At 61.3% G+C, this 22,635-nt stretch carries 19 protein-coding genes; 10 read left to right on the forward strand and 9 right to left on the reverse strand.

Translation table 11 applies throughout. The features are described 5' to 3' along the window. Positions 1-10: 10 nt before the first annotated feature. The 6 genes from ACIPSK_RS22035 (at position 11) to ACIPSK_RS22060 (ending at position 6,422) form a co-directional block, all read left to right on the forward strand. The gene (locus ACIPSK_RS22035; RefSeq protein ID WP_162117246.1) at positions 11-1,681 is read left to right on the forward strand and encodes a ribonuclease J; all 1,671 of its coding nucleotides are present in this window, start codon (positions 11-13) and stop codon (positions 1,679-1,681) included. A gap of 2 nt (positions 1,682-1,683) precedes the next feature. Continuing rightward, on the forward strand, positions 1,684-2,088 hold the full coding sequence (gene mce / locus ACIPSK_RS22040) for a methylmalonyl-CoA epimerase (RefSeq protein WP_162117247.1): 405 nt from the start codon (positions 1,684-1,686) through the stop codon (positions 2,086-2,088). Between the two features lie 135 nt (positions 2,089-2,223). After that, positions 2,224-2,499 carry a DUF1467 family protein gene (locus ACIPSK_RS22045; protein WP_162117248.1) on the forward strand — a complete coding sequence of 92 codons (276 nt, stop codon included), beginning with the start codon at positions 2,224-2,226 and terminating at the stop codon, positions 2,497-2,499. A 582-nt stretch (positions 2,500-3,081) separates the two neighbouring features. After that, a complete protein-coding gene (gene proS / locus ACIPSK_RS22050; RefSeq protein WP_162117249.1) occupies positions 3,082-4,404 on the forward strand; it encodes a proline--tRNA ligase in 1,323 nt (440 codons plus the stop codon). Between the two features lie 15 nt (positions 4,405-4,419). Continuing rightward, the gene (locus tag ACIPSK_RS22055) at positions 4,420-5,724 is read left to right on the forward strand and encodes a lipoprotein-releasing ABC transporter permease subunit (RefSeq protein ID WP_162117250.1); all 1,305 of its coding nucleotides are present in this window, start codon (positions 4,420-4,422) and stop codon (positions 5,722-5,724) included. A 14-nt stretch (positions 5,725-5,738) separates the two neighbouring features. Continuing rightward, positions 5,739-6,422 (forward strand): ABC transporter ATP-binding protein, encoded by a 684-nt coding sequence (locus ACIPSK_RS22060; RefSeq protein WP_162117251.1) that lies wholly within the window; start codon positions 5,739-5,741, stop codon positions 6,420-6,422. 233 nt (positions 6,423-6,655) lie between these two features. On the opposite strand, the gene ACIPSK_RS22065 is transcribed toward ACIPSK_RS22060, so the two are convergent. Beyond that, positions 6,656-7,120: a DUF5680 domain-containing protein gene (locus ACIPSK_RS22065; protein WP_162117252.1), complete on the reverse strand. Its 465-nt coding sequence runs from the start codon at positions 7,118-7,120 to the stop codon at positions 6,656-6,658. 501 nt (positions 7,121-7,621) lie between these two features. Here ACIPSK_RS22065 and dnaE point away from each other — a divergent pair. After that, positions 7,622-11,116 (forward strand): DNA polymerase III subunit alpha, encoded by a 3,495-nt coding sequence (gene dnaE, locus ACIPSK_RS22070; RefSeq protein WP_162117253.1) that lies wholly within the window; start codon positions 7,622-7,624, stop codon positions 11,114-11,116. A gap of 74 nt (positions 11,117-11,190) precedes the next feature. Here the strand turns inward: dnaE and ACIPSK_RS22075 are convergent, their stop codons facing one another. Together ACIPSK_RS22075 and ACIPSK_RS22080 are read right to left on the reverse strand one after the other, a co-directional pair. Beyond that, positions 11,191-12,447, reverse strand: a complete 1,257-nt coding sequence (locus ACIPSK_RS22075) for a L,D-transpeptidase family protein (protein ID WP_162117254.1) — start codon at positions 12,445-12,447, stop codon at positions 11,191-11,193. 92 nt (positions 12,448-12,539) lie between these two features. Beyond that, a complete protein-coding gene (locus ACIPSK_RS22080) occupies positions 12,540-13,832 on the reverse strand; it encodes a DNA polymerase IV (protein WP_162117255.1) in 1,293 nt (430 codons plus the stop codon). A 76-nt stretch (positions 13,833-13,908) separates the two neighbouring features. Here ACIPSK_RS22080 and ACIPSK_RS22085 point away from each other — a divergent pair, with 76 nt between their 5' ends. After that, the gene (locus ACIPSK_RS22085) at positions 13,909-14,496 is read left to right on the forward strand and encodes a GNAT family N-acetyltransferase (RefSeq protein WP_162117256.1); all 588 of its coding nucleotides are present in this window, start codon (positions 13,909-13,911) and stop codon (positions 14,494-14,496) included. Here ACIPSK_RS22085 and ACIPSK_RS22090 read toward each other — a convergent pair. Both ACIPSK_RS22090 and ACIPSK_RS22095 read right to left on the reverse strand, forming a co-directional pair. Then, positions 14,471-15,145 (reverse strand): hypothetical protein, encoded by a 675-nt coding sequence (locus tag ACIPSK_RS22090; RefSeq protein WP_162117257.1) that lies wholly within the window; start codon positions 15,143-15,145, stop codon positions 14,471-14,473. The genes ACIPSK_RS22085 and ACIPSK_RS22090 overlap by 26 nt on opposite strands. A 2-nt stretch (positions 15,146-15,147) precedes the next feature. Then, positions 15,148-15,456 carry a DUF3572 domain-containing protein gene (locus ACIPSK_RS22095; RefSeq protein WP_017963875.1) on the reverse strand — a complete coding sequence of 103 codons (309 nt, stop codon included), beginning with the start codon at positions 15,454-15,456 and terminating at the stop codon, positions 15,148-15,150. 132 nt (positions 15,457-15,588) lie between these two features. Between ACIPSK_RS22095 and ACIPSK_RS22100 the strand changes: the two genes are divergently transcribed. Continuing rightward, a complete protein-coding gene (locus ACIPSK_RS22100; protein WP_003547430.1) occupies positions 15,589-15,960 on the forward strand; it encodes a response regulator in 372 nt (123 codons plus the stop codon). Between the two features lie 18 nt (positions 15,961-15,978). Continuing rightward, entirely contained in the window at positions 15,979-17,352 is a 1,374-nt protein-coding gene (locus tag ACIPSK_RS22105; RefSeq protein WP_162117258.1) for a PleD family two-component system response regulator, read from the forward strand. Positions 17,353-18,097: 745 nt separating this feature from the next. Here the strand turns inward: ACIPSK_RS22105 and rpmG are convergent. The 4 genes from rpmG to rnr form a co-directional block, all read right to left on the reverse strand. Continuing rightward, complete coding sequence (rpmG, locus tag ACIPSK_RS22110) at positions 18,098-18,265, reverse strand: 50S ribosomal protein L33 (protein WP_003547442.1); 168 nt, start codon at positions 18,263-18,265, stop codon at positions 18,098-18,100. A 91-nt stretch (positions 18,266-18,356) separates the two neighbouring features. Further along, entirely contained in the window at positions 18,357-19,541 is a 1,185-nt protein-coding gene (locus ACIPSK_RS22115) for an MFS transporter (protein WP_162117259.1), read from the reverse strand. A gap of 249 nt (positions 19,542-19,790) precedes the next feature. Continuing rightward, complete coding sequence (locus tag ACIPSK_RS22120) at positions 19,791-20,243, reverse strand: DUF983 domain-containing protein (RefSeq protein ID WP_162117260.1); 453 nt, start codon at positions 20,241-20,243, stop codon at positions 19,791-19,793. A gap of 19 nt (positions 20,244-20,262) precedes the next feature. Further along, complete coding sequence (gene rnr, locus ACIPSK_RS22125) at positions 20,263-22,635, reverse strand: ribonuclease R (protein WP_162117261.1); 2,373 nt, start codon at positions 22,633-22,635, stop codon at positions 20,263-20,265.

Raw genomic sequence — 22,635 nt, forward strand, 5'->3', positions numbered from 1 at the left:
ATCGAAAATTATGGCGAAACAGGACGAACTGGTATTCCTGCCTCTGGGCGGTGTCGGTGAGATTGGCATGAATCTCGCTCTCTACGGCTACGGCCCGCCCGAGCATCGCCAGTGGATCATGGTCGATTGTGGCGTCACTTTTCCGGGGCCCGACCTGCCGGGCGTCGACCTCGTATTGCCCGATATCCGCTTCCTCGCCAGCGAACGAAAGAACCTCAAGGCGATCATCATCACCCATGCGCATGAAGACCATTATGGTGCGCTCGCCGACCTCTGGCCCGCCCTCAACGTGCCGGTCTATGCCTCTGGTTTTACATCAGGTCTGCTCGAAGCCAAGCGCAATTTCGAGAAGGCTAAGATCGGCGAAGTGCCGGTGACGCCGTTCAAGGCCGGCGATACGATCAATGTCGGCCCCTTCAGCATCGAAGGCGTCGCCGTCAACCATTCGATCCCCGAGCCGATGTCGCTGATGATCCGCACGCCGGTCGGCAATGTCATTCATACCGGCGACTGGAAGATCGACCACGAGCCTTCGCTCGGGCCTCTGACCGACGAGACGCGTTTCCGCCAGCTCGGCGACGAGGGCGTGCTGGCGCTGATGTGCGATTCCACCAATGCGCTGCGCGACGGTGTCTCGCCCTCCGAGAAGGATGTGTCCGAAAGCCTGCGCAAGATCATCGAGGATGCCGAGGGCAGGGTGGCGATCACCACTTTCTCGTCGAATGTCGGGCGTATCCGCACCGTAGCCGAGGCAGCCGAGGCGGCAGGCCGCGAAGTGCTGCTGCTCGGCAGTTCGCTGAAGCGCGTCGTCGACGTCGCCCAGGATGTCGGCCTGATGGAAGGCGTGAAGCCCTTCATCTCCGAGGAGGAATACGGCTATATCCCGCGCGACAAGGTCGTCGTCATCCTCACTGGCAGCCAGGGCGAGGCGCGGGCAGCCCTTGCCAAGCTCTCGCGCGACGAGATGCGCAATGTGGCGTTTGCGGCGGGCGATATCGTCGTCTTTTCCTCGCGCGCCATTCCCGGCAACGAGAAGGCGATCCAGGACATCAAGAACGGCCTCGTCGAGCAAGGCGTGCACATCATCACCGATACAGAGGCGCTGGTCCACGTTTCCGGCCATCCGCGCCGCAACGAGCTGCAGCGGATGTATGAGTGGACGCGGCCGAAGATCGTCGTGCCGGTGCATGGCGAGGCGATACATCTGACGGCCCACAAGGAGCTTGCCGAGCAATCCGGCATCGCGCTGGTGCCGCGGGTGCGCAACGGCGACATTCTGCGGCTGGCGCCCGGTCCGGTCGAGGTGATCGGCGAGGCGCCGCATGGCCGCATCTACAAGGACGGCACGCTGATCGGCGATTTCGACGAGATGGGGATCGGCGAGCGCAAGAAGCTCTCCTATGTCGGCCATGTCGCTGTCAATGTCGTGCTCGACGCCCGCTATGACATCGTCGGCGAACCCGACCTCATTTCGATCGGCCTGCCGACCTACGATGACGAGGGAGAGGATATGGAGGATACGCTCTTCGACGCGGCGGTCAGCGCCATCGAGAGCATTCCGCGCGCCCGCCGCAAGGATATCGACATGCTGCAGGAGGCCGTGCGCCGCGCCATCCGCTCGGCCGCGAACAACACCTGGGGCAAGAAACCCCTTGTCACCGCCTTCGTCACCAAGGTCTGAGCATGCTCGGTCGGGTCAACCATATCGCCATCGCCGTGCCCGATCTGGCCGCGGCGACGGCCGCCTATCGCGATACGCTGGGTGCTGCCGTATCGCAGCCGCAGGCTCTGCCGGAACACGGCGTCACCGTCGTCTTCGTCGAATTGCCGAACACCAAGGTCGAATTGCTGCAGCCGCTCGGGGCTACCTCGCCGATCGCCGCCTTCCTCGAAAAGAACCCGTCCGGCGGCATGCATCACATCTGCTACGAGGTGGACGATATCCTTCTCGCCCGTGACCGGCTGGTCGATGCGGGCGCGAGGGTGCTTGGCGACGGCCAGCCGAAGACCGGCGCGCACGGCAAGCCGGTACTGTTTCTGCATCCCAAACATTTCTTCGGCACGCTGATCGAACTCGAACAGGCCTGAGCCCTGCAACGGCAGAATGATAGCCCTGCTGCGGCAGAGTGACCCGAGGACGGCTAAACCTTTCGTTCGCTTTGAGTTGGTCGCGATTCCGCCGTATAACGACGCGATATCAGCGCGGCATCAACGGGAACCATAATGCTCCAGATCTTTCTTCAGGGATTTGCCGTCTACTTCGTCATCTGGTGGATGACGCTTTTCGCCGTTCTGCCGATCGGCCTGCGCACCCAGGCGGACGACAACGACGTCGTGCTCGGCACCGTTCCAAGTGCGCCCGCCCGGTTTCGCGCCGCTTTCGTGTTTTCGCTGACGACACTGATTTCGGCTCTGGTCTACGGCCTCTGGTACGTCTGCGACACCTATTTCGGCTGGGGCTTCGACGCCCTGCCGCAACTCGGCCCTAGCTTCTATTGAATCGTGGCTTTTGCTCAAACTTTGGGCAGATGTAAGCTGCGCGTTTCGTCATACGAGCGTCATGCTGTTGCGGCAAAGAACTCGCGTAACGGAATGAGGGCTATTCCCTTACGGAAGTCGGTCGGATTTTGGATGGGATGGAGGTGGAAAAGCCAAAAAAAAACAAGGCTAAAAGCCTTGTTTTAAGTATCGCGTGATCTGTAACCGTTGCCGGGGCTGCGACGAGCGCGCCTAAGATCTGATCCTCCCAAGACTTGACCGCGAATTCGGCAAGAATTTAACTTCCTGCCTGTTTTGTGAGCTAAAACTAGCTCAAACATTGGGCTTTGTCATCAGCTTTTTTTGCATTTTTGCTACACTCTAGTAAAATTTTTCTGTTGACAAGATTTTCGTACAAGTCCTTATAAACACGCGCTTTTTCATGCCCTTTTATTTTGCTGGTGCGAACATGCGCTTCCGGGAGGTTGCCGCCATCCGTTGCGGGTTTCCTTCCTGCCGCGAAGCGGCTATGAACGCTCCCGACATTAACAATGGTCTTTCGATTCCGCCTGCTGCGGGATCTCAACTGCTCCGGAATCCGCCATGCGTCTATCCCGCTATTTCATGCCCATCCTCAAGGAAAACCCCAAGGAGGCGGAAATCGTCTCCCACCGGCTGATGCTGCGCGCCGGCATGATCCGCCAGCAGTCGCAGGGCATTTATTCCTGGCTGCCGCTGGGCAAGCGCGTGCTCGACAAGGTCAACGCCATTATCCGCGACGAGCAGAACCGCGCCGGCGCCATCGAGTTGTCGATGCCGACCCTGCAATCGGCCGAACTCTGGCAGGAAAGCGGCCGCTACGACGCCTACGGCAAGGAGATGCTGCGCATCAAGGACCGTCAGGATCGGCCGATGCTCTACGGCCCCACCAATGAGGAGATGGTGACGGATATTTTCCGCTCTTCCGTCAAATCCTATAAGGACCTGCCGCTCAATCTCTATCATATCCAGCTGAAGTTCCGTGACGAGATCCGTCCGCGCTTCGGCACCATGCGCTCGCGTGAATTCATGATGAAGGATGCCTATTCCTTCGATCTGACGCGCGAGGCGGCGGAGCATTCCTATAACAAGATGTTCGCCGCCTATCTCAGAACCTTCGACCGGCTCGGCCTGCGCGCCATTCCGATGCGCGCCGACACCGGCCCGATCGGCGGCAAGCTCAGCCATGAATTCATCATCCTCGCCGATACCGGCGAATCCGAAGTCTTCTGTCACAAGGATTTCGTCGACTTCGATATTCCTGGCGAACACACCGATTTCGACAGTGTCGAGGGCCTGCAGGCGATCTTCGACAAATGGACCTCGCTCTATGCGGCGACCTCGGAAATGCACGACGAGGCGGCTTTCAACGCCGTTCCCGAAGGCGACCGCCTGTCGGCGCGCGGCATCGAGGTCGGCCACATCTTCTATTTCGGCACGAAATATTCCGAGCCGATGGGCGCGAAAGTGCAGGGACCTGACGGCAAGGAACACTTCGTTCATATGGGTTCCTACGGTATCGGCCCGACACGCCTTGTTCCCGCCATCATCGAAGCATCGCATGATGATAACGGAATCATCTGGCCGGCATCGGTCGCGCCCTTCGATATCGTCGTGATCAACATGAAGGCGGGCGATCAGGCCTGTGACGATACCTGCGAGCTGATCTATGCCGCGCTGAGCAAGGCCGGCAAAGATGTGCTCTACGACGATACCGACGACCGGGCCGGCACGAAGTTCGCGACCGCCGACCTGATTGGTGTACCCGTCCAGATCATCGCCGGCCCGCGCGCGGTCGCCAACGGCGAAGTGGAAGTGAAGGACCGCAAGACCGGCGTCCGCGAAACGATGACCATCGAAGCGGCGATCAACCGGTTCGTGGCTTAAGGAAACGGAGGCGAAATGGCAGAGGCAGCAGTGGACCGGAGTTCAAGATCCGGCTTGGGTCCGGCTGGCAAGCCATTTTCCACCTTCGAACGCCTCGTGGCGTGGCGTTATCTGCGCGCCCGCCGCAAGGAGGCCTTCATCTCGGTGATCGCCGGCTTCTCCTTCGTCGGCATCATGCTGGGCGTTGCGACACTGATCATCGTCATGGCCGTGATGAACGGCTTCCGAACCGAGCTCGTCTCGCGCATCCTCGGCATCAACGGCCACATGATCGTCCAGCCGTCCGATGGCCCTTTCACCGATTATGCCGACCTCGCCAGCAGGCTTGCCGCCGTGCCTGGCGTCAAGATGGCGCTGCCGTTGGTGGAGGGCCAGGTACTTGCCTCCGCCCAGGCGGGCGGCAGCACGGGCGCGCTGGTGCGCGGCGTCCGCGCGGAGGACCTGACCAAGCTCAAAGCGGTTTCTGAGAATATCAAACCGGGAGACATGGTAGGCTTTGCCTCCGGCCAGGGCGTGCTGATCGGCACGCGCATGGCCGATCAGTTGGGTCTTAGCGTCGGCGACCTTATTACGCTGACGTCGCCAGATGGTGACATTACGCCAATGGGCGTCAGCCCGCGCATCAAGTCCTACAAGATTTCCGGCCTCTTCGAGATCGGCATGTCGGAATACGACTCCTCGATCATCTTCATGCCGCTTGAGGAGGCGCAGCTCTATTTCAACGCCGAGGGGCTGGTGCAGTCGATCGAACTCTTCGTAGACAACCCCGACGATATAGACAATCTGAAGCCTAAGGTAGTGGAGGCGGCCGGCCGCCAGATCAACCTCACCGACTGGCGCCAGCGCAACCAGACTTTTTTCTCGGCGCTACAGGTCGAGCGTAACGTCATGTTCATGATCCTGACGCTGATCGTGCTCGTGGCCGCGCTGAACATCATCTCCGGCCTCATCATGCTGGTGAAGGACAAGGGCAGCGATATCGCCATCCTGCGCACCATGGGTGCCAGCGCCGGCGCGATCATGCGCATCTTCTTCATGACCGGAGCGGCGATCGGCATCGTTGGCACCATTGCCGGTGTGCTGCTCGGCGTCCTCGTCTGCGTCAACATCGAATCCGTCCGCCAGTTCTTCTCCTGGGTTTCAGGCACCGTGCTCTTCAATCCGCAGGTCTATTTCCTCAGCCAGCTGCCGGCCGAGATGGATCTCAGCGAAACGATCTCGATCGTCGCCATGGCGCTGACGCTCTCCTTCATCGCGACCATCTTCCCGGCCTGGCGTGCCTCCAGGCTCGATCCGGTGCAGGCCCTGCGCTACGAATAAGGAATGCCGCCTTCATGAAACGCAACGTCGTTCTCAAGCTTACCGGCGTCGAGCGCCATTACGGGCAGGGCGATACGCTGCTCTCGATCCTGAAGGGCGCAGATTTTTCGATATCGAAGGGGGAGATTGTCGCTCTCGTCGCCCCTTCCGGCACCGGCAAGTCGACGCTGCTGCATGTCGCCGGCCTGCTGGAGCATCCGGACGGCGGTGAAGTCAACATCAACGGCCATGCCTGTGACGGCTTGAGCGATGAGAAACGCACCGCGATCCGCCGCAGCGAAATCGGCTTCGTCTATCAGTTCCACCACCTGCTGCCGGAATTCTCGGCGCTGGAAAACATCATGATGCCGCAGCTGATCGCCGGGCTTTCCTGGAAGGAAGCCGGAGAGCGGGCCGGCCAGCTCCTCGATTATATGCGCATCGGCCATCGTGGCTCGCATCGCCCGGGCGAGCTTTCCGGCGGCGAGCAGCAGCGCGTTGCGATTGCCCGCGCCGTCGCCAATGCGCCGACCCTGCTTCTTGCCGACGAGCCTACCGGCAATCTCGACCCTGAAACGGCAAGCTATGTCTTCGACGCGCTGGAAGCGCTGGTGCGTCAGTCCGGCCTTGCTGCTCTCATCGCCACCCATAATCACGAGCTCGCCCGCCGCATGGATCGGCGCGTGACGATCTCCGACGGCAAGATCGTCGATTTCTGAGACTGCGGTCCACGGTGTCCGGTTTGCGCCGATGGCTGCCCCTCACCCTCTCCCCGTAAAAAACGGGGCGAGGGGACGTGCCAAACGCAGCGTCGAGGGTAGGGAAAGCCGTTGCGGCATGTCCCTCCGCCCCGCGAGCGGGGAGAAGGTGGCGGCAGCCGGATGAGGGGCTGATCTCGTCGACCTCCTGGCCGGACAATATGCCCTTTTGACAGAACAGCAGCGGGCCGCGATCAAGGGATGACCAGCCCGCCGCGATAATCGAGCATATAGGCTTTCTGGCCATCGACCATGATGCATTCGTGGCCGCTGAACCGCTCGCAGCCGCCTTTGCTGCGGTCGATATAACGGCCGACCGGATGGTCGAATTCCATTCCGCCAAGAAACCGGCCCTCTCGATACATCGCCGAAAGTGCTGTCTTGATCACCATCCCGGCTGCTGCGCCGTCGATGAGATCAGGCGCAATGACGCAGCCAAAATAATTCATCGCCCAGACGGGCTCGTCGGCAAGCCACACCACTTCCTGTCCGGCGAAATCTGTCCCGCCGAAATAGCTGTCGAGATAGCGCCAGTTGCCGCGTTCGTAACCGATATCGTGGGCACCCGGCCGGCAGGGCGCGCGCGCCACGCCGCCGCCGACATAGGCCGCAGCCTTCGCCTCCACGACGAATTCGTTCAGCATCGCAATATCCAACATGTCATTCTCCTCTCGGCCCGATGCTGGCAAATAGGCTGCGATGTGTAAAGAACGAAAAGTGAACACAGGTTGGAAATAAACGGGCCGCCGAGGGGGCTGGCCGTCTAGGCGCCGTGACGGATCTGGGACGGGCCGAGAAGGGGCAACCTGCTGGCCGTCACATTGGGCGCTGGCTCGCAGCGATTCACAGGTGCACATCCCGGCTTTTTTCGAACACAAGAAGGAAGGAAAAGATTCCTGTTGACAAGAGAACATACATAGAACAAACTGAAAACATAACGAGTAAAGGAGAGCCCGATGACTGACATGATCCGTGATATCGCAGCATTCACCTCCATCGCAATGTTCGTTGCCAGCTTCTCGCTCATCGTCATGGCGCTCTAAAGTTTTCAGGGGATCGCATGGCAATCATGCGGTCCGGACGCGGGACTTCTTCTGGACATCATCGCCCTCTATGCCGACAATGCGTCCGATTCATTCGGGTGATTGGGAAGGCATGTCATGGCGGATACGGCAAAGGGTTCAATGGGAGAGGCGACCGGCACGCCGGGCTTCATCCACCTGAGGGTCCATTCCGCCTATTCGCTTCTCGAGGGCGCCCTGCCGCTGAAGAAGATCCTCTACAAGGCGACCGGCGACAGCCAGCCGGCGATTGCGATTACCGACACCAACAATCTGTTCGTCGCCCTCGAATTCTCCCAGAAGGCGATGGAGGAAGGCCTGCAGCCGATCATCGGCTGCCAAGTCTCGATCGACATGGAAGACGGGTTGGAAACCGAAAAGCGCGGCGGTCAGCAGGCCCTGGTCAAGCTGCCGGCGATCGTTCTTCTCGCTGCGACGGATGCCGGCTACGAACGGCTGGTCGATCTCGTCAGCCGGGCCTATCTCGGCGGCGAGAGCAACCAGGCCGTTCATATCAGCACCTCCTGGCTGGAGGAGGCGGGCACGGAAGGGCTGATCGCATTGAGCGGCGCCTTGACCGGGCCAGTCGACGTGGCGATCAAGGAAGGCCATCCCGCTCAGGCGGAAGCCCGGCTGCTCACGCTGAAGCGTCTCTTCGGCGACCGGCTCTATGTCGAACTGCAGCGGCACGGCACTTACGACAAGCGGCACGAGCAGAAGATTATCGGGCTCGCCTATGCTCACGACCTGCCGCTGGTTGCGACCAACGAGGCCTTCTTTCCGACACGCGACGATTACGACGCCCATGATGCGCTGATGGCGGTCGCGCACAACGCCATCGTCTCCGACGACAGCCGCTTTCGCCTGACGCCGGATCACTATCTGAAGAGCCGGGCCGAGATGGCCAAGCTCTTCGCCGACCTGCCGGAAGCGCTGGAAAATACGATCGAGATCGCCAGGCGGTGCTCCTTCGTGCTGAAGACGCGAAAGCCGATCCTGCCGCGCTTCACCGGTGCGACCGACGATGCCGAGGAGGCCGAACGCGCCGAGGCGAGCGAGCTGCGCCGCCAGGCGGTCGAAGGGCTGGACGTGCGGCTTTCGACGCTCGGCATGTCGCCGGGCTACGAGGAAAAGGATTATCGTGAACGGCTGGATTTCGAGCTCAGCGTCATCGAGCGCATGCGTTTTCCCGGCTACTTCCTGATCGTTGCCGACTTCATCAAATGGGCCAAACAGCATGACATTCCGGTCGGCCCTGGCCGTGGTTCGGGCGCCGGTTCGCTGGTCGCCTATGCATTGACGATCACCGACGTCGATCCCTTGCGTTTTTCGCTGCTCTTCGAGCGCTTCCTCAATCCGGAACGCGTCTCGATGCCCGACTTCGACATCGACTTCTGCCAGGACCGCCGCGAAGAGGTGATCCGCTATGTCCAGGCCAAGTACGGTCGCGAGCAGGTGGCGCAGATCATCACCTTCGGTTCGCTGCAGGCGCGCGCCGCCCTTCGCGACGTCGGCCGCGTGCTTGAGATGCCCTACGGCCAGGTCGACAAGATCTGCAAACTCGTGCCGAACAACCCGGCCAATCCGACGCCGCTCTCCAAAGCGATCGAGGAGGAGCCGAAGCTGCAGGAAGAGGCGGCAAAGGAACCGGTTGTCGCGCGGCTGCTCGACATCGCCCAGAAGATCGAGGGGCTTTACCGCCACGCCTCGACCCATGCCGCCGGCATCGTCATCGGCGACCGGCCGCTTTCCAAGCTGGTGCCGATGTATCGCGATCCGCGCTCCGATATGCCGGTTACTCAGTTCAACATGAAATGGGTCGAGCAGGCGGGCTTGGTCAAATTCGATTTCCTCGGCCTGAAGACACTGACCGTGCTGAAGGTCGCGGTCGATTTCGTCGCCAAGCTCGGCATCAAGGTCGATCTCGCGGCCATTCCTCTCGACGACAAGAAGACCTACGAGATGCTGTCGCGCGGCGAGACGGTCGGTGTGTTCCAGGTGGAAAGTGCCGGCATGCGCAAGGCGCTGATCGGCATGAAGCCGGACTGCATCGAGGACATCATCGCGCTGGTGGCGCTCTATCGTCCCGGCCCGATGGAGAACATCCCGACCTACAACGCCCGCAAGCACGGCGACGAAGAGCTGGAATCGATCCATCCGATGATCGACCACCTGCTCAAGGAAACGCAAGGGGTCATCGTCTATCAGGAACAGGTGATGCAGATCGCCCAGGTTCTATCAGGCTATTCGCTGGGGGAGGCCGACCTTCTGCGCCGCGCCATGGGTAAGAAGATCAAGGCCGAGATGGACCAGCAACGCGAGCGCTTCGTCGTTGGCGCCGTCAAGAACGGCGTATCGAAGCCGCAGGCCGACAATATCTTCGAACTGCTGGCGAAGTTCGCCAATTACGGCTTCAACAAATCGCATGCCGCCGCTTATGCCATCGTCTCCTACCAGACGGCCTACATGAAGGCGCACTACCCGGTCGAATTCCTCGCCGCTTCGATGACGCTCGACATGTCCAACACGGAAAAGGTCAATGATTTCCGTCAGGATGCCAAGCGCCTCGGCATCGAGGTGATCGCACCCTCGGTGCAGAGCTCCTTCCGTCATTTCGAGACCGGCGACAACCGCATCTACTACGCGCTCGCCGCCCTCAAGGGCGTCGGCGAATCCGCCGTCGACCATATTGTCGAGGTGCGTGGCGACAAGCCCTTTGCGAGCATCGAGGACTTCTGCCTGCGCATCGATCCGCGTCAGGTCAATCGTCGCGTGCTCGAAAGCCTGATCTATGCCGGCGCCTTCGATTGTTTCGACATGGACCGCGCCCAGCTAGCAGCCGGCCTCGACCGCATTCTCGGTTATGCCCAGCGCGCCCAGGAGAACAAACTGAGCGGCCAGTCGGACATTTTCGGCAGTACGTTGACGTCGGGGCCAGAGAAAATCTCCCTGCCGCCGTTCTCGCCCTGGCTCCCCTCCGAGCGGCTGCTCAAGGAGTTCCAGGTGCTGGGCTTCTATCTCACAGCCCACCCGCTCGATTCCTACAACAATATCCTGCAGAAGATGCGGGTGCAGACCTTTGCCGAATTTTCCGCCGCCATCAAACAGGGCGCGGCCAATGCGCGCCTTGCCGGTACCGTCATCTCGAAGCAGGAGCGCAAGACCCGCACCGGCAACAAGATGGGCATCATCGTCTTCTCCGATTCTTCGGGCCAGTTCGAAGCGGTGCTGTTTTCGGAAATGCTCAACCAGTATCGCGACGTGCTGGAGTCAGGCAAATCCTTCGTGCTGACCGCGACCGGCGAGGAGCGGCCGGAGGGCATCGGCCTGCGCATCCAGACGATCCAGTCGCTGGAGGAAAAGTCGCTGCAGATGCAGAAGGCGCTACGCGTTTATGTCCGCGATTCCGGACCGCTGAGAATGGTTGCCGGCCATTTGAACGCCAAGGGCGATGGCCTCGTTTCCTTCATCGTCATCAAGGAAGAGGGCAAACGCGAGGTGGAGGTGGCGCTACCGGAGAAATACCGCATCACGCCGGAGATCGCCGCCGCCCTTCGCGCCGCCCCCGGCGTCGTCGACGTCGAGCTTGTCTGATTAATGCATGTCGCTCGGAAGTGTGCAGCGGTTCCGGGATAACGACATGCATAAAACAAAGAGCGTGATGGCCATCACCCGCGGGTGATCGTGATGAAATCCGTGCCTTCGCCGGTCTCTCGGCCGAGGCCGGTATCGGAGATCGTCAGCGTCGAGCCGGGCGCGATGAGGGCGTCGATCTTGCGGCGGGTCTCATCGGGGATGGTGATCCGGCTGAGCGAACGGGCGATCGGCTTGCCTGTAATGATCGAGCTTTCCTGATTGGTGATGCCGAGCCGCTTCATCGTCTCGCGGGAGAGATTGTTCTCGAGCGTGATGCCGAGCCAGTCGGCCGTGCCGGCCTTTTCATCGACCGCATGCAGCGTGAAGAAATGTGTGCCGAGCGCCAGTCCCGGATCGGCGATCGTCACCGGCGCTTCGAAGACCGGCTTGAAGGCCTGCCGCACCATGATGACGCCGTTCGGCGGCTCGCCCTTGCCAGCCGCGGCATAGACTTCTCTGAGCAGCGTGTCGGAAACCAGGCTCCTGTCGGCGGCAAATTCCGTCGGCCGCAGCGTCTTGAAGGTCTTGATCGCCTGCACGGTCGACGGACCGAGCAAGCCGTCCGGATTGCCCGCGGGAAAACCGAGCTGGTTGAGCAGGGTCTGGATGTCGATCACCGTCTCGCGCAACGGCCGGCGCGTAATCAGCATGCTGATCGGCTCGGACGGCGGCTTGGGTTCGGACGCTGCAATCGGCTGCACTGCCGGCATCGGCATCGCAGCGGTATCGTTCATCGCCACCTGCACCGGCTTCTCGGGGCTGTCGGGCATGGAGGGCCGCAGTTCGACGTCCGAAAGCAGCGGCATCGCCGCTGATGCATCCGGATGGAAAAGGGTCGGATGATCGATCGGCCGCGGCACCAGTTCACCGTCGCTGATAATGACGGGGACGCCGGGATCGGTCATCCCATAAAGCATTTTTGCGAAAGCGCCCGGCATGCGCACGCAGCCATGCGAGGCCGGATACCGCGGCACCGAATTGGATTCGTGCAGCGCGATGCCGGACCAGGTCAGTCTTTGCATGAACGGCATCGGCGCCGCCGAATAGAGGTTGGATTCGTGGTATTTCTGCTTTTCCAGCACCGAGAAGATGCCGCTCGGCGTCGTGTGGCCGTCCTTGCCGGTCGAGACCTTCGAGGTCGCGACGACGTCGGTGCCGTCATAGACCACAAGCGACTGCTTATCCTTCGAAACGATGATCTGCAGCGTGCGCGCATCCGCGGCAAGAGCGGGGTGCACGAGTGCGGTGGCCGACAGCAAGCCGAGGCCGAAGACGAGACGCGAGAACATGAGACCCAACCATACGCAATACTTGCCCGGCACATTATGAGACGAAGTTTAAGGAAGATTTTATAGGCCGGATCGCCGGCTGCCCTCACGCGTTAGTGATCGCGCTTGCTGTTGCCGAAGGTGTAGCCGGTCTCGACCGTCTTCTTGCCGAACTTGTCACGCAGCTTGTCCATCGCCGCTTCGGCCGCCGCTCGCCGGCCCGATTGCTGGTCGATGAGATCGGGCGGATCGGCGCGGGCGGCATCGCCGAGATCGGTGACGCCGATGCCGATCAGGCGGAACTTCGTACCATCTGTCTCTTTTTCGAGAAGCTCGAGCCCGGTGCGGAAGATCTTGTCGGCAAGCTGGGTCGGGTCTTCGAGCTTGCGGTTGCGGGTGCGCGATTTGAAATCGGCGCTCTTCATCTTCAGAACCACGGTCTGGCCGGCAATGCCGCTTTTCTTCAGCCGCCAGGAGACCTTTTCGGAGAGGTTGCGCAGGATCGGCACCAGATCGTCGTAACGCGAGATGTCGTCGAAGAAGGTGGTTTCGGACGACACGCTCTTGGCGGCATCATTGAGATGCACTTCGCGGTCGTCAATGCCGCGCGACAGCCGGGCGAGCCGCTGGCCGATGCTGCCGTAGCGGCGCATCAGATCGTTTTCCTCCATCTGCTGCAATTGGCTGATGGTGCGGATGCCGTCCGCCTCCAGCGTTGCGGCAAAGGCCTTGCCGACGCCCCAGATCGTGGTGACGGGACGCGGCGCCAGGAACTCGACCGCTTCCTCGCGGCCGATGACCGAAAAGCCGCGCGGCTTCTGCAGGTCGGAGGCGACCTTGGCGAGAAATTTGCAATAGGAAAGCCCGACCGAAACGGTGATGCCGATCTCCCTTTCGATGCGGCGGGCAAATTTGGCCAGCGTGCGCGCCGGCGGATCGTGATGCAGCCTCTCGGTGCCGCCGAGTTCCAGGAAGGCCTCGTCGATCGATAGCGGCTGCACCAGCGGCGTCAGATCCTGCATCATGGCGCGCACCTGCCGTCCGACCCGGACATATTTCTCCATGTCCGGACGGATGACGATCGCTTGAGGGCATGCCTCCAGCGCCTTGAACATCGGCATGGCCGAACGCACGCCGTGGATGCGGGCGATATAGCAGGCGGTGGAAACCACACCGCGTTTGCCGCCGCCGATGATGACAGGCTTGTCGGCAAGCTCCGGATTGTCGCGTTTCTCCACCGCGGCGTAGAAGGCGTCGCAATCGATATGCGCAAGCGTCAATGCGTAGAGTTCGCGATGGCGCACGAGACGCGGGCTGCCGCAGGAAACGCAACGGCGCGCCTCGCCTTTCTGCTCGGCAAGGCAGTCGCGACAGAAGCCGGGTGTCTTGTCAGGCGCGGGTGTCATGATGAGAACAAAGATTGAACATCGCGAAGTTACGCCTTATGCTTCCGAGTCTCAAGAGAGGGAGGGAGCTTTGCCTTTGGATAACGACCTTCTTTTCGAGCCGGTAACGCCAGGACGCTGGGACGACTTCGAAACCCTGTTCGGGCCGCAAGGGGCCTTCTACAATTGCTGGTGCGTCGCATTGCGCCTGCCGCATGCCATGAGGACTGAGATGGCGGCCGACGAACGTAAGGCGCATATGCGGGGACGGATTAACGAGGGTCCGCCGCCTGGCATCCTCGGTTATGCTGACGGCGTGCCGGTCGCCTGGGTGCAGGTCGGGCCGCGCCACGACGTGCCGCAGTTCAATTCGCTGCGCACCGTCTCGCGACCGCTGGAGGAGGGCGATGCGCATGATCCATCCATTTGGGCCGTCAGTTGCTTCTTGCTGCTGCCCAAACTGCGCGGCAAGGGAATGAGCCACCGTCTGCTCGCCGGCGCAATCGATCATGCCCGGCGCCAGGGAGCGCGGCTGCTCGAAGCCTGCCCGATCGATCATGTCAACCAGTCGAAATCCGTGACGCTCTGCGTCGGCTCGACGGCAATCTTCGATGCCGCCGGCTTCGAGACGGTGGCACGGCGCAAGGACGGCCGTCCGCTCATGCGGCTGGAACTGCGTGCATGACAGTGCCGGAGACAAAATGCGCCTCGATGAGAGCGGCCGCATGCGTCCAGTCGCTGGCGCGGGTGATGTCGTCGGAGGCGGCCGGTGCGAAACGATGGACGGGCGAGTTCGGCATCAGGTGAATCAGCAGGCAATCGGCGACGTGATCCCTGACGGAATGCAGATTACGCGCCATATCATCGATGAAGACGACGGGAAGGGAGCGGCTGGCATGCAATGCGTGAACGATCGGCCCCTTGGGTTGTTCGGTGGCAAGCAGCGGAAAGAGCAGGCCCATCCTGTCGAGCAGGCGACGGCGCTGGTCTTGGAACCGCGGCGGCATGGCTGTCAGGAAAAGGATATCGGCCTCTTCCGAAAGCCGGTCGAGCGTTTCGACGACGCGGTCGAGCGGCGTCTGCCACAGTTCTTGGGCCTCGAAGAATTCCTCGATCAGCCGGCTGACCTCTTGATCCTCGATCTCCGCGCCGTCGGCTTGCGAGACGATGTTGCCGTGAAGCCGGAACGATCGCGGCAGAAACGCGTGGCCCTGGCTCTGAAGGAAAAGCTGGAAGGGACCGATGAACTGCAGCACGACGTCGTCGACGTCGCAGACGATCAAGGGCCAATCGCCGAGGCGGATATGCGAGATGTCGAATTCCCCGGAGGTCACGGTCAATACTCTCCGGAATCGAGACCCGGCGAAGAGAAATGCTGCCAGGCCGCCGTCACCGTCTCCGGGCTGATCCCGCTCGCCGCGCAGAAAGCCATCGCCGTCGGTTCATGGTTCATCAGGAAATCCATCATGCCGGCGAGGAATCCCGGATCGTTGACGGCGTTGCGCACCTGGCCGGGCGCCACACCCGTCAGGGCGAGAAAGCGGCCGAACATGTCGGGATCGCCGGCAAGCCAGCCGAGCACGGCGATCGCCGTCTCGTGCGGGTCGGCAGCCTGTTGTTTCGAAGTCTTGAAGTTGCTTTGCATTTCGCGGGGTAAGTTACCTTTTCTTCAACCAAATACCGGTAGCGTGCGCTATCGGTTTCACGCAGCTTTTGTCCGCATGTGCCTTTCTCATGGGACGAACCGCTGCGCGAACGGACGTAGGGACAGCATGTCATGCCCAAACAGGTGATGATTGTAGAAGATAACGAGCTCAACATGAAGCTCTTTCGCGACCTCATCGAGGCGTCCGGCTATACGACGATCCAGACCAGAAACGGCATGGAGGCGCTCGATCTGGCGCGCAAGCATCGCCCCGACCTCATCCTTATGGATATCCAGCTTCCCGAGGTCTCCGGCCTCGAAGTCACCAAATGGCTGAAGGAAGACGACGAGTTGCACGTGATTCCCGTCATCGCCGTGACGGCTTTCGCGATGAAGGGCGACGAGGAGCGGATCCGCCAGGGCGGCTGCGAAGCCTATGTTTCCAAGCCGATCTCGGTTCCGAAATTCATCGAGACGATCAAGACCTATCTGGGCGATGCCTGACGCATCGGAAAGACGCTTATGACCGCGCGAATACTGGTGGTTGACGATATTCCGGCCAACGTGAAGCTGCTCGAGGCGCGGCTGCTTGCGGAGTACTTCGACGTGATGACCGCAGCGGACGGCTACACGGCACTGGCGATCTGCGAGCGCAACCAGGTCGATCTCATCCTGCTCGACATCATGATGCCCGGCATAGACGGTTTCGAGGTCTGCGAACGGCTGAAGGCCAACCAGAAGACCGCCCACATTCCAGTCGTCATGGTCACCGCGCTCGACCAGCCGACCGATCGCGTACGCGGCCTGAAGGCCGGCGCCGACGATTTTCTCACCAAGCCGGTCAACGATCTGCAACTGATCTCCCGGGTGAAGAGTCTGCTGCGACTGAAGACGTTGAGCGATGAGCTGCGCATTCGCGCCGACACCGCCCATACGATGGGTATCGACGAGCTCTCACGGGCAGGCGAGGGCCGCGCCGACGAGACCGCTCAGGTCCTGCTCGTCGACGGCCGCGCCAATTCGCAGGAGCGCATCATCAAGGCGTTGAAGCCCGTCGCCGACGTGCTTGCCCTCTCCGATCCGCAGGCCGCCCTCTTCGAGGCGGCCGAAAGCGCGTTCGATCTCGTCATCGTCAACGCCAATTTCGACGATTACGATCCGCTTCGCCTCTGCTCGCAGTTGCGCTCGCTGGAGCGCACGCGCTTCCTGCCGATCCTGATCATCACCGAGCAGGGCGCTGACGAGATGGTCGTCCGCGCACTCGATCTCGGCGTCAACGACTACATCATCCGCCCGGTCGATGCCAACGAACTGGTCGCCCGCAGCCTGACGCAGATCCGCCGCAAGCGCTACAACGACCGGCTGCGCGCCAGCGTCAAGCAGACGATCGAGCTTGCCGTGACCGATCCGCTGACCGGCCTTTACAACAGGCGCTATCTCGACAATCACCTGAACGTGCTCTTCAACCGTTCGATGGCGCGGGGCCGGCCGCTTTCGGTGCTGATCACCGATATCGACCGCTTCAAGCATGTGAACGACACCTACGGCCATGACGGCGGCGACGAGGTGTTGCGGGAATTTTCAAATCGCGTCCGTTCGACCATCCGCGGTGCCGATCTCGCCTGCCGCTACGGTGGAGAGGAATTCGTCGTCGTGATGCCCGACACCTCGCCGGAAATTGCCGCCGCCGTCGCCGAGCGCCTGCGCGCGGCGATCGAAAGCGCTCCCTTCATGCTGAAACACTCCGGGGAAGCGCTGAATGTCACTGCTTCCTTCGGCATCGCCTCGCGTATTGCGTCAGTGCTGACCCCGGGCCAGCTGATGAAACAGGCGGATCTGGCCCTTTACGAGGCCAAGAATACCGGTCGCAACCGTGTGGTCGCCGCGGCCGCGTGACGAATCACTTGCCGCCATATGTGCCATTTGCGAGTTTTCCACTGCGGTAAGCGAATTATTACCGATTTTTAATCTTCGCCTGGGCAATGCGGGGCGAAAATTTCGAAACTCAATAGCCCAAAAATGGACTCGCCGCGTTGCTGCGGAGATGTGCGACGCGATAGTCTTGCGAGCATCAGGCCGTAGCTCAGAGTGAAATGGAGACTATAAAAAATGCCTGCCGCCGACAGTGTCAAATAGATTGCGGGGACGTCACCTCACGTAAGGGGAGGGGAGACGTAAGTTGTTAAGCTATATTGTCGAATTTCTTCGAAGGGCGAAGCGCTACGCTTCAAGCTCAAGCAGAGCCGATCAATCTTTGTATGTCCCAAATCTGGACTTTTAACCATAGAATCAAGATAAGAAAATTCATCATTAAGAATTTGTTGATTTTCTTTCATTTTTGCGCAAATTATCGGCTCATAAGAGAAGCGCTCCCGTTGAGGAGTTGTCGATACCCCATGATGCTCAGGTCCGCCGCATCTCCTGGGTCGTGGGGTCGGTCGGCTAGTAGGCAAGTTATAGCGGTTCCTCGTGCCGTTTTGCATGCTGGCCGACCCCCTTTCAAGAAAACGCCGCCACTTCCCGAAGATGGAAGGGCGGCGTTTTGCCTGTTTGCGCTATCATTTTTCAAAGACCACAAACTGGCAATAAAAAACGCGCACCGAAGGCGCGCGCTTTTTTTGAAATCCGTCAGGCCAAGTGATTACTTGATCTTGGTTTCCTTGAACTCGACATGCTTCTTTGCAACCGGGTCGTACTTCGTCTTCGTCATCTTGTCCGTCATCGTACGGCTGTTTTTCGTCGTGACGTAGAAGAAACCGGTGTCGGCTGTCGACAGCAGCTTGATCTTGATTGTTGTAGCCTTGGCCATGGTCGTCCTGCCTTTAAGAAAATGAAAGCCGTGGAAGCCGGAGGGCTCCACGGCAAATTCTGGCGCGAAACTACGAATCCCGCCCGAAAAGTCAAGTCCGTTTTCGAATGAACATCAGTCTGATGCCGGAAAGTAGGGCGTAGAGACCGAAGAAAGCGGCAATCGCCCAGGCAAAACCGTTATTTCCAGCGACATCGATCGCCGCGCCGATCGCCTGCGGCCCGGCTACGGTTCCCATCGCATAACAGAAGACGAAGGCAGCATTGGCCGCCGCAAGATCGGAACCCGTCAGCCGCGAGCCGAGATGGCTGAGGCCGACCGTATAGAGGCCTGAGACGCAGCCGCCCCAGAAAAGCAGGAGCCCGGCCATCAGCAGCCAATTGTCGAGCAGTAGCGGCAACATCATCGAGCCGATGAAGCCCATCAGCGCCATGCCGGCCAGAAGCGGCCGCTTATCGGCGATGCGGTCGGAAAGCAGGCCGAGCGGGATCTGAAAGATGACGTTGCCGACGCCCATCATGGTGAGCAGCAGTGCGGCCTGCGATTCGGTGAAATGGGCGCGCACCGCAAAGATCGGAAAAAGCGACAGGCCGCCCGCTTCGACCGCGCCGAAGATGAAGACCGCCGCCGTCGCCGTCGGCACCAGGAAGACGTAGCGCATGAAATGCAGCTCCGGTTTTTCCTCGAGCACCGGGCTCTCGTCGCGGGCGATGAAGATCGGGATGGCCGCCAGCAGGATGGCGGCGGCGCCGATCAGGAAGGGAAAGATGCCCTCGCTGCCGAGGATGGAAAAGAGCAATGGTCCGGCCGCGAAGCCAAGGGAAAGCACCGTCGCATAGATGCCGAGCACGAAACCGCGTTTGGACGGCGGCGAAGCGGCGTTGATCCAGAATTCGGAGAGGATGAAGAGCGTCGTCGTCGCGCCATGAAAGGCGAAACGCAGCGGAAACCACATCCAGAAATCTTGGGCGTAATAGAAACCGAGCGCGCTCAGCGCCGAAATCAGCACGGCCCAGAGCATTGTCGGCGCCACGCCGTATTTATGGGCAAGCTTGGTGGTGATCGGTGCGGCGGCCATCGCCGCGACGCCAGCCATCGCCGTGTTGAGCCCGATCAGGGTGGACGAGATGCCGCGTTTTTCGAGGATGATGCTGAGGAGGGGCAGACCGAGGCCGATTGCTATGCCAACGGCTGATATGGACGAGATGGCTGCCACCAGAGAAGGCCAATGGATTTCTTCGACATCGCCCGGTGTGCCGATTCTCGGCTGAGACATTTATGCATCCTTAGAAAGCTGTGCGAGCGAATCGGCCGATCGCCTCGCATAGAAAGACACAGGCGTGCCAATTCCAGGTGACGGGCAGCGTTTCGCAGTATTTCCGATGTGAGTGACCACCTGCGGAATGTAAAGCTTGTTCAGACAAGAAAAGCTTACCTTGTCAAGTCGTTGAGGATCGCCGGCTACCCCGGCGGGTCGGTGGAGGGCTGGCACTACACGTTAAATATGTCTGGAAGGTGAAGGCGCTCAATCAGGCCGTTCGGGAATGTCATAATCGTCCGGGCCATCACTCTCGCCACCGAAGCCGTGCATGCGCAGCGCCCATTGCAGGCCGATGACCCCGCCCTTGATCGGCTGGATCGAGGCGAGCGCGGTCATGACGGTGATCGGCGCCCAGATGGCAAAATGGGCCCAGACCGGCAGCACGAAGGTCATGTCGGTCAGCATATAGCCGCCGACCACGACGTGTCCGAGGACGAGGATGACGATATAGGGCGGCAGGTCGTCCGCGCGCTGGTGATGCATCGCCTCGCCGCAGGCCGCGCAATGATCAACCGACTTCAGGAAGGCGCGAAAGAGTTTGCCGCTGCCGCAGGCCGGGCAACGATTCATCAGCCCGCGCATGATGGAGCGCCCAACTGGGCGCTCGACCTCGGGCGTGTCCCCGTAGCGGAGGGCCGGATCGGTCGGTGTGCTCATCGCATGTTCCTCTTCGGATCTAGTGCCGTCCGCGTGGCGGCCTTGTTCCAGGCTTCTTGCGGACCTGGCCCCTGTCGCGGCGACCTGCCTTGTGGAAGGAGCGCACTGCCGCCGGCATCTCGCGGCCCTCGCTGACCATTTCGAAGCGCAGCGCGCCGGCAAGCGGGATCGCTTCGGCAAGTTTCACAGTGACGCTGTCGCCCAAGCGATAGCCGAGCCCCGTTCGTTCACCCGAGAGCGCTTGATGTGCCTCGTCGTAAATGAAGTAATCGGTGCCGAGCGTAGATATGGGGACGAAACCGTCGGCGCCATAGTCCGGCAGGGCGACAAAAAGCCCCGATTTTGTCACGCCCGAGACCCGTCCGGCAAATTCCTCGCCGACCCGGCCGCTGAGGTGATGGGCGATCAGCCGATCGACCGTCTCGCGCTCGGCTGCCATGGCTCGGCGCTCGAAGGTCGAGATTTCGGCGGCGATATCATCGAGCGCCGCCTCTTCGTCGGGCGTGATGCCGCCTTCGCCGAAGCCGAGCGAGCCGACGAGGGCGCGATGCACGATGAGGTCGGCATAACGGCGGATCGGCGAGGTGAAGTGGGCGTATTTCATCAGGTTGAGGCCGAAATGGCCAATATTCTCCGGACCGTAGATCGCCTGGCTCTGCGAACGCAGCACCATCTCGCTCACCATGGTCTGATGCGGCGTGCCATCCGCCTTCGCCAGGATGCCGTTGAAGTTGTTGGCGCGCATGTTGCCGCCCTTGGCAAGCGAGATTCCCAGCGTGGCCAGAAACTCCCGCAGGATCTCCTGCTTGGCAAGCGTCGGGCCGTCATGAATGCGGTAGATCAGCGGCTGGCGTTTCTTTTCCAGGGTCTCGGCCGCGCAAACGTTCGCCTGGATCATCATCTCTTCGATCAGCTTATGCGCGTCGAGCCGTGGCGGCACGACGACCCGGTCGACCGTGCCGTCGGGCTTCAGCAGGATCTTACGCTCCGGCATGTCGAGTTCCAGCGGCTGGCGCCGGTCGCGTCCGCGCTTCATCACCTCATAGGCGTGCCAGAGCGGCTTCAGGATCGGCTCGAGCATCGGTCCGGTCTGATCGTCCGGATTGCCGTCGATCGCCGCCTGCGCCTGCTGGTAGGAGAGCTTGGCGGCGCTCTTCATCATGATGCGATGAAAGATGTGGCCGATCTTGCGGCCTTCGCCGGAAAAGCTCATGCGCACGGCGAGCGCCGGGCGGTCGACGCCCTCTTTCAGCGAGCAGAGATCGTTGGAGATGCGCTCGGGCAGCATCGGCACGACACGATCGGGGAAATAGACAGAGTTGCCGCGCTTCAGCGCCTCGCGGTCGAGCGGCGAATTCGGGCGGACATACCAGGAGACGTCGGCAATCGCGACGGTGACGATGACGCCGCCGGGATTGTCGGGCGAGGGATCGAGCTCGGCATAAACCGCGTCGTCATGGTCCTTGGCATCGGCCGGGTCGATGGTGATCAGCGGCACGTCGCGCCAGTCCTCGCGATGCGACATGGTGGCGGGCTTTGCGGCCTCCGCCTCGGCGATGACGGCAGGCGGGAAGACGTGCGGGATGCCGTGCGCATGGATGGCGATCATCGAGATCGCCTTTTCCGAACCGACGGAACCGACGATGGAAAGCACCTTGGCACGCGGCAGGCCGAAACGGCCGAGGCGGGCGATTTCGACTTCGACCAGATCGCCGTCCGTGGCGCCGCCGGTGAAATCGGGATCGATCACCATCTCCTCGCCGCGCCGTTCGATCGGCAGCAGCCGCCCGCCGCCGCCCGGCGCAGTGCGGAAAACGCCCATCGAGGCGCCGCGGCGCCTGTCGATCACCTTGATGATCCGTGCCGTATACGCCGGCCCACCGCGATCGACAGCCGGGAAGATCTTCGCCAGGATGCGATCGCCGAGGCCTGCGACCGGCGCCTTACCCTTGCCCTGGCGGCCTGCCGGCGATTGCTGGCGGATGGCGACGGCGGGTGCCACGCCCTGGTCCTCCGGCCACTCTGCCGGCCGGCCGATCAGATCGCCGTCCTTGTCGCGCGTCGTGATGTCGAGAACGGTGACGGGCGGCAGCGCACCGGGCCGGATCAGCGACTTGCGGTTCTTCTGCAGCATGCCTTCCTGCTCGAGCTCCTGCAGCATCTGCTTGAGCTCGACGCGGCTATCGCCTTTCAGGCCGAATGCTTTGGCGAGTTCACGCTTGGACGCTTTCTGCGGATGATCGGCGATGAAGCGCAGAATCACCTCGCGCGAAGGCAGCGCGCCGTGGACGATGTTCAGCGGCTCGACGGCGGGAGCATCCTTGCCGGCGCGGCCGGTCTTGCCCGGGCGCTTGCCCGCAGGGTTCGTTCTCTCGCGCGGTATTCTGCTCAC

Source organism: Rhizobium sp. LARHSG275, assembly GCF_052871115.1.

What these genes read in the sequence shown, in the direction of transcription:
- dnaE (WP_162117253.1), top strand. Translation starts at nt 7,622, where the DNA reads ATGGCGGATACGGCAAAGGGTTCAATGGGAGAGGCGACCGGCACGCCG.
- mce (WP_162117247.1), top strand. Translation starts at nt 1,684, where the DNA reads ATGCTCGGTCGGGTCAACCATATCGCCATCGCCGTGCCCGATCTGGCC.
- ACIPSK_RS22065 (WP_162117252.1), bottom strand. Translation starts at nt 7,120, where the DNA reads ATGTTGGATATTGCGATGCTGAACGAATTCGTCGTGGAGGCGAAGGCT.
- ACIPSK_RS22035 (WP_162117246.1), top strand. Translation starts at nt 11, where the DNA reads ATGGCGAAACAGGACGAACTGGTATTCCTGCCTCTGGGCGGTGTCGGT.
- ACIPSK_RS22095 (WP_017963875.1), bottom strand. Translation starts at nt 15,456, where the DNA reads ATGCAAAGCAACTTCAAGACTTCGAAACAACAGGCTGCCGACCCGCAC.
- rpmG (WP_003547442.1), bottom strand. Translation starts at nt 18,265, where the DNA reads ATGGCCAAGGCTACAACAATCAAGATCAAGCTGCTGTCGACAGCCGAC.
- ACIPSK_RS22060 (WP_162117251.1), top strand. Translation starts at nt 5,739, where the DNA reads ATGAAACGCAACGTCGTTCTCAAGCTTACCGGCGTCGAGCGCCATTAC.
- ACIPSK_RS22080 (WP_162117255.1), bottom strand. Translation starts at nt 13,832, where the DNA reads ATGACACCCGCGCCTGACAAGACACCCGGCTTCTGTCGCGACTGCCTT.
- ACIPSK_RS22045 (WP_162117248.1), top strand. Translation starts at nt 2,224, where the DNA reads ATGCTCCAGATCTTTCTTCAGGGATTTGCCGTCTACTTCGTCATCTGG.
- ACIPSK_RS22115 (WP_162117259.1), bottom strand. Translation starts at nt 19,541, where the DNA reads ATGTCTCAGCCGAGAATCGGCACACCGGGCGATGTCGAAGAAATCCAT.
- ACIPSK_RS22120 (WP_162117260.1), bottom strand. Translation starts at nt 20,243, where the DNA reads ATGAGCACACCGACCGATCCGGCCCTCCGCTACGGGGACACGCCCGAG.
- ACIPSK_RS22055 (WP_162117250.1), top strand. Translation starts at nt 4,420, where the DNA reads ATGGCAGAGGCAGCAGTGGACCGGAGTTCAAGATCCGGCTTGGGTCCG.
- ACIPSK_RS22100 (WP_003547430.1), top strand. Translation starts at nt 15,589, where the DNA reads ATGCCCAAACAGGTGATGATTGTAGAAGATAACGAGCTCAACATGAAG.
- ACIPSK_RS22105 (WP_162117258.1), top strand. Translation starts at nt 15,979, where the DNA reads ATGACCGCGCGAATACTGGTGGTTGACGATATTCCGGCCAACGTGAAG.
- proS (WP_162117249.1), top strand. Translation starts at nt 3,082, where the DNA reads ATGCGTCTATCCCGCTATTTCATGCCCATCCTCAAGGAAAACCCCAAG.
- ACIPSK_RS22075 (WP_162117254.1), bottom strand. Translation starts at nt 12,447, where the DNA reads ATGTTCTCGCGTCTCGTCTTCGGCCTCGGCTTGCTGTCGGCCACCGCA.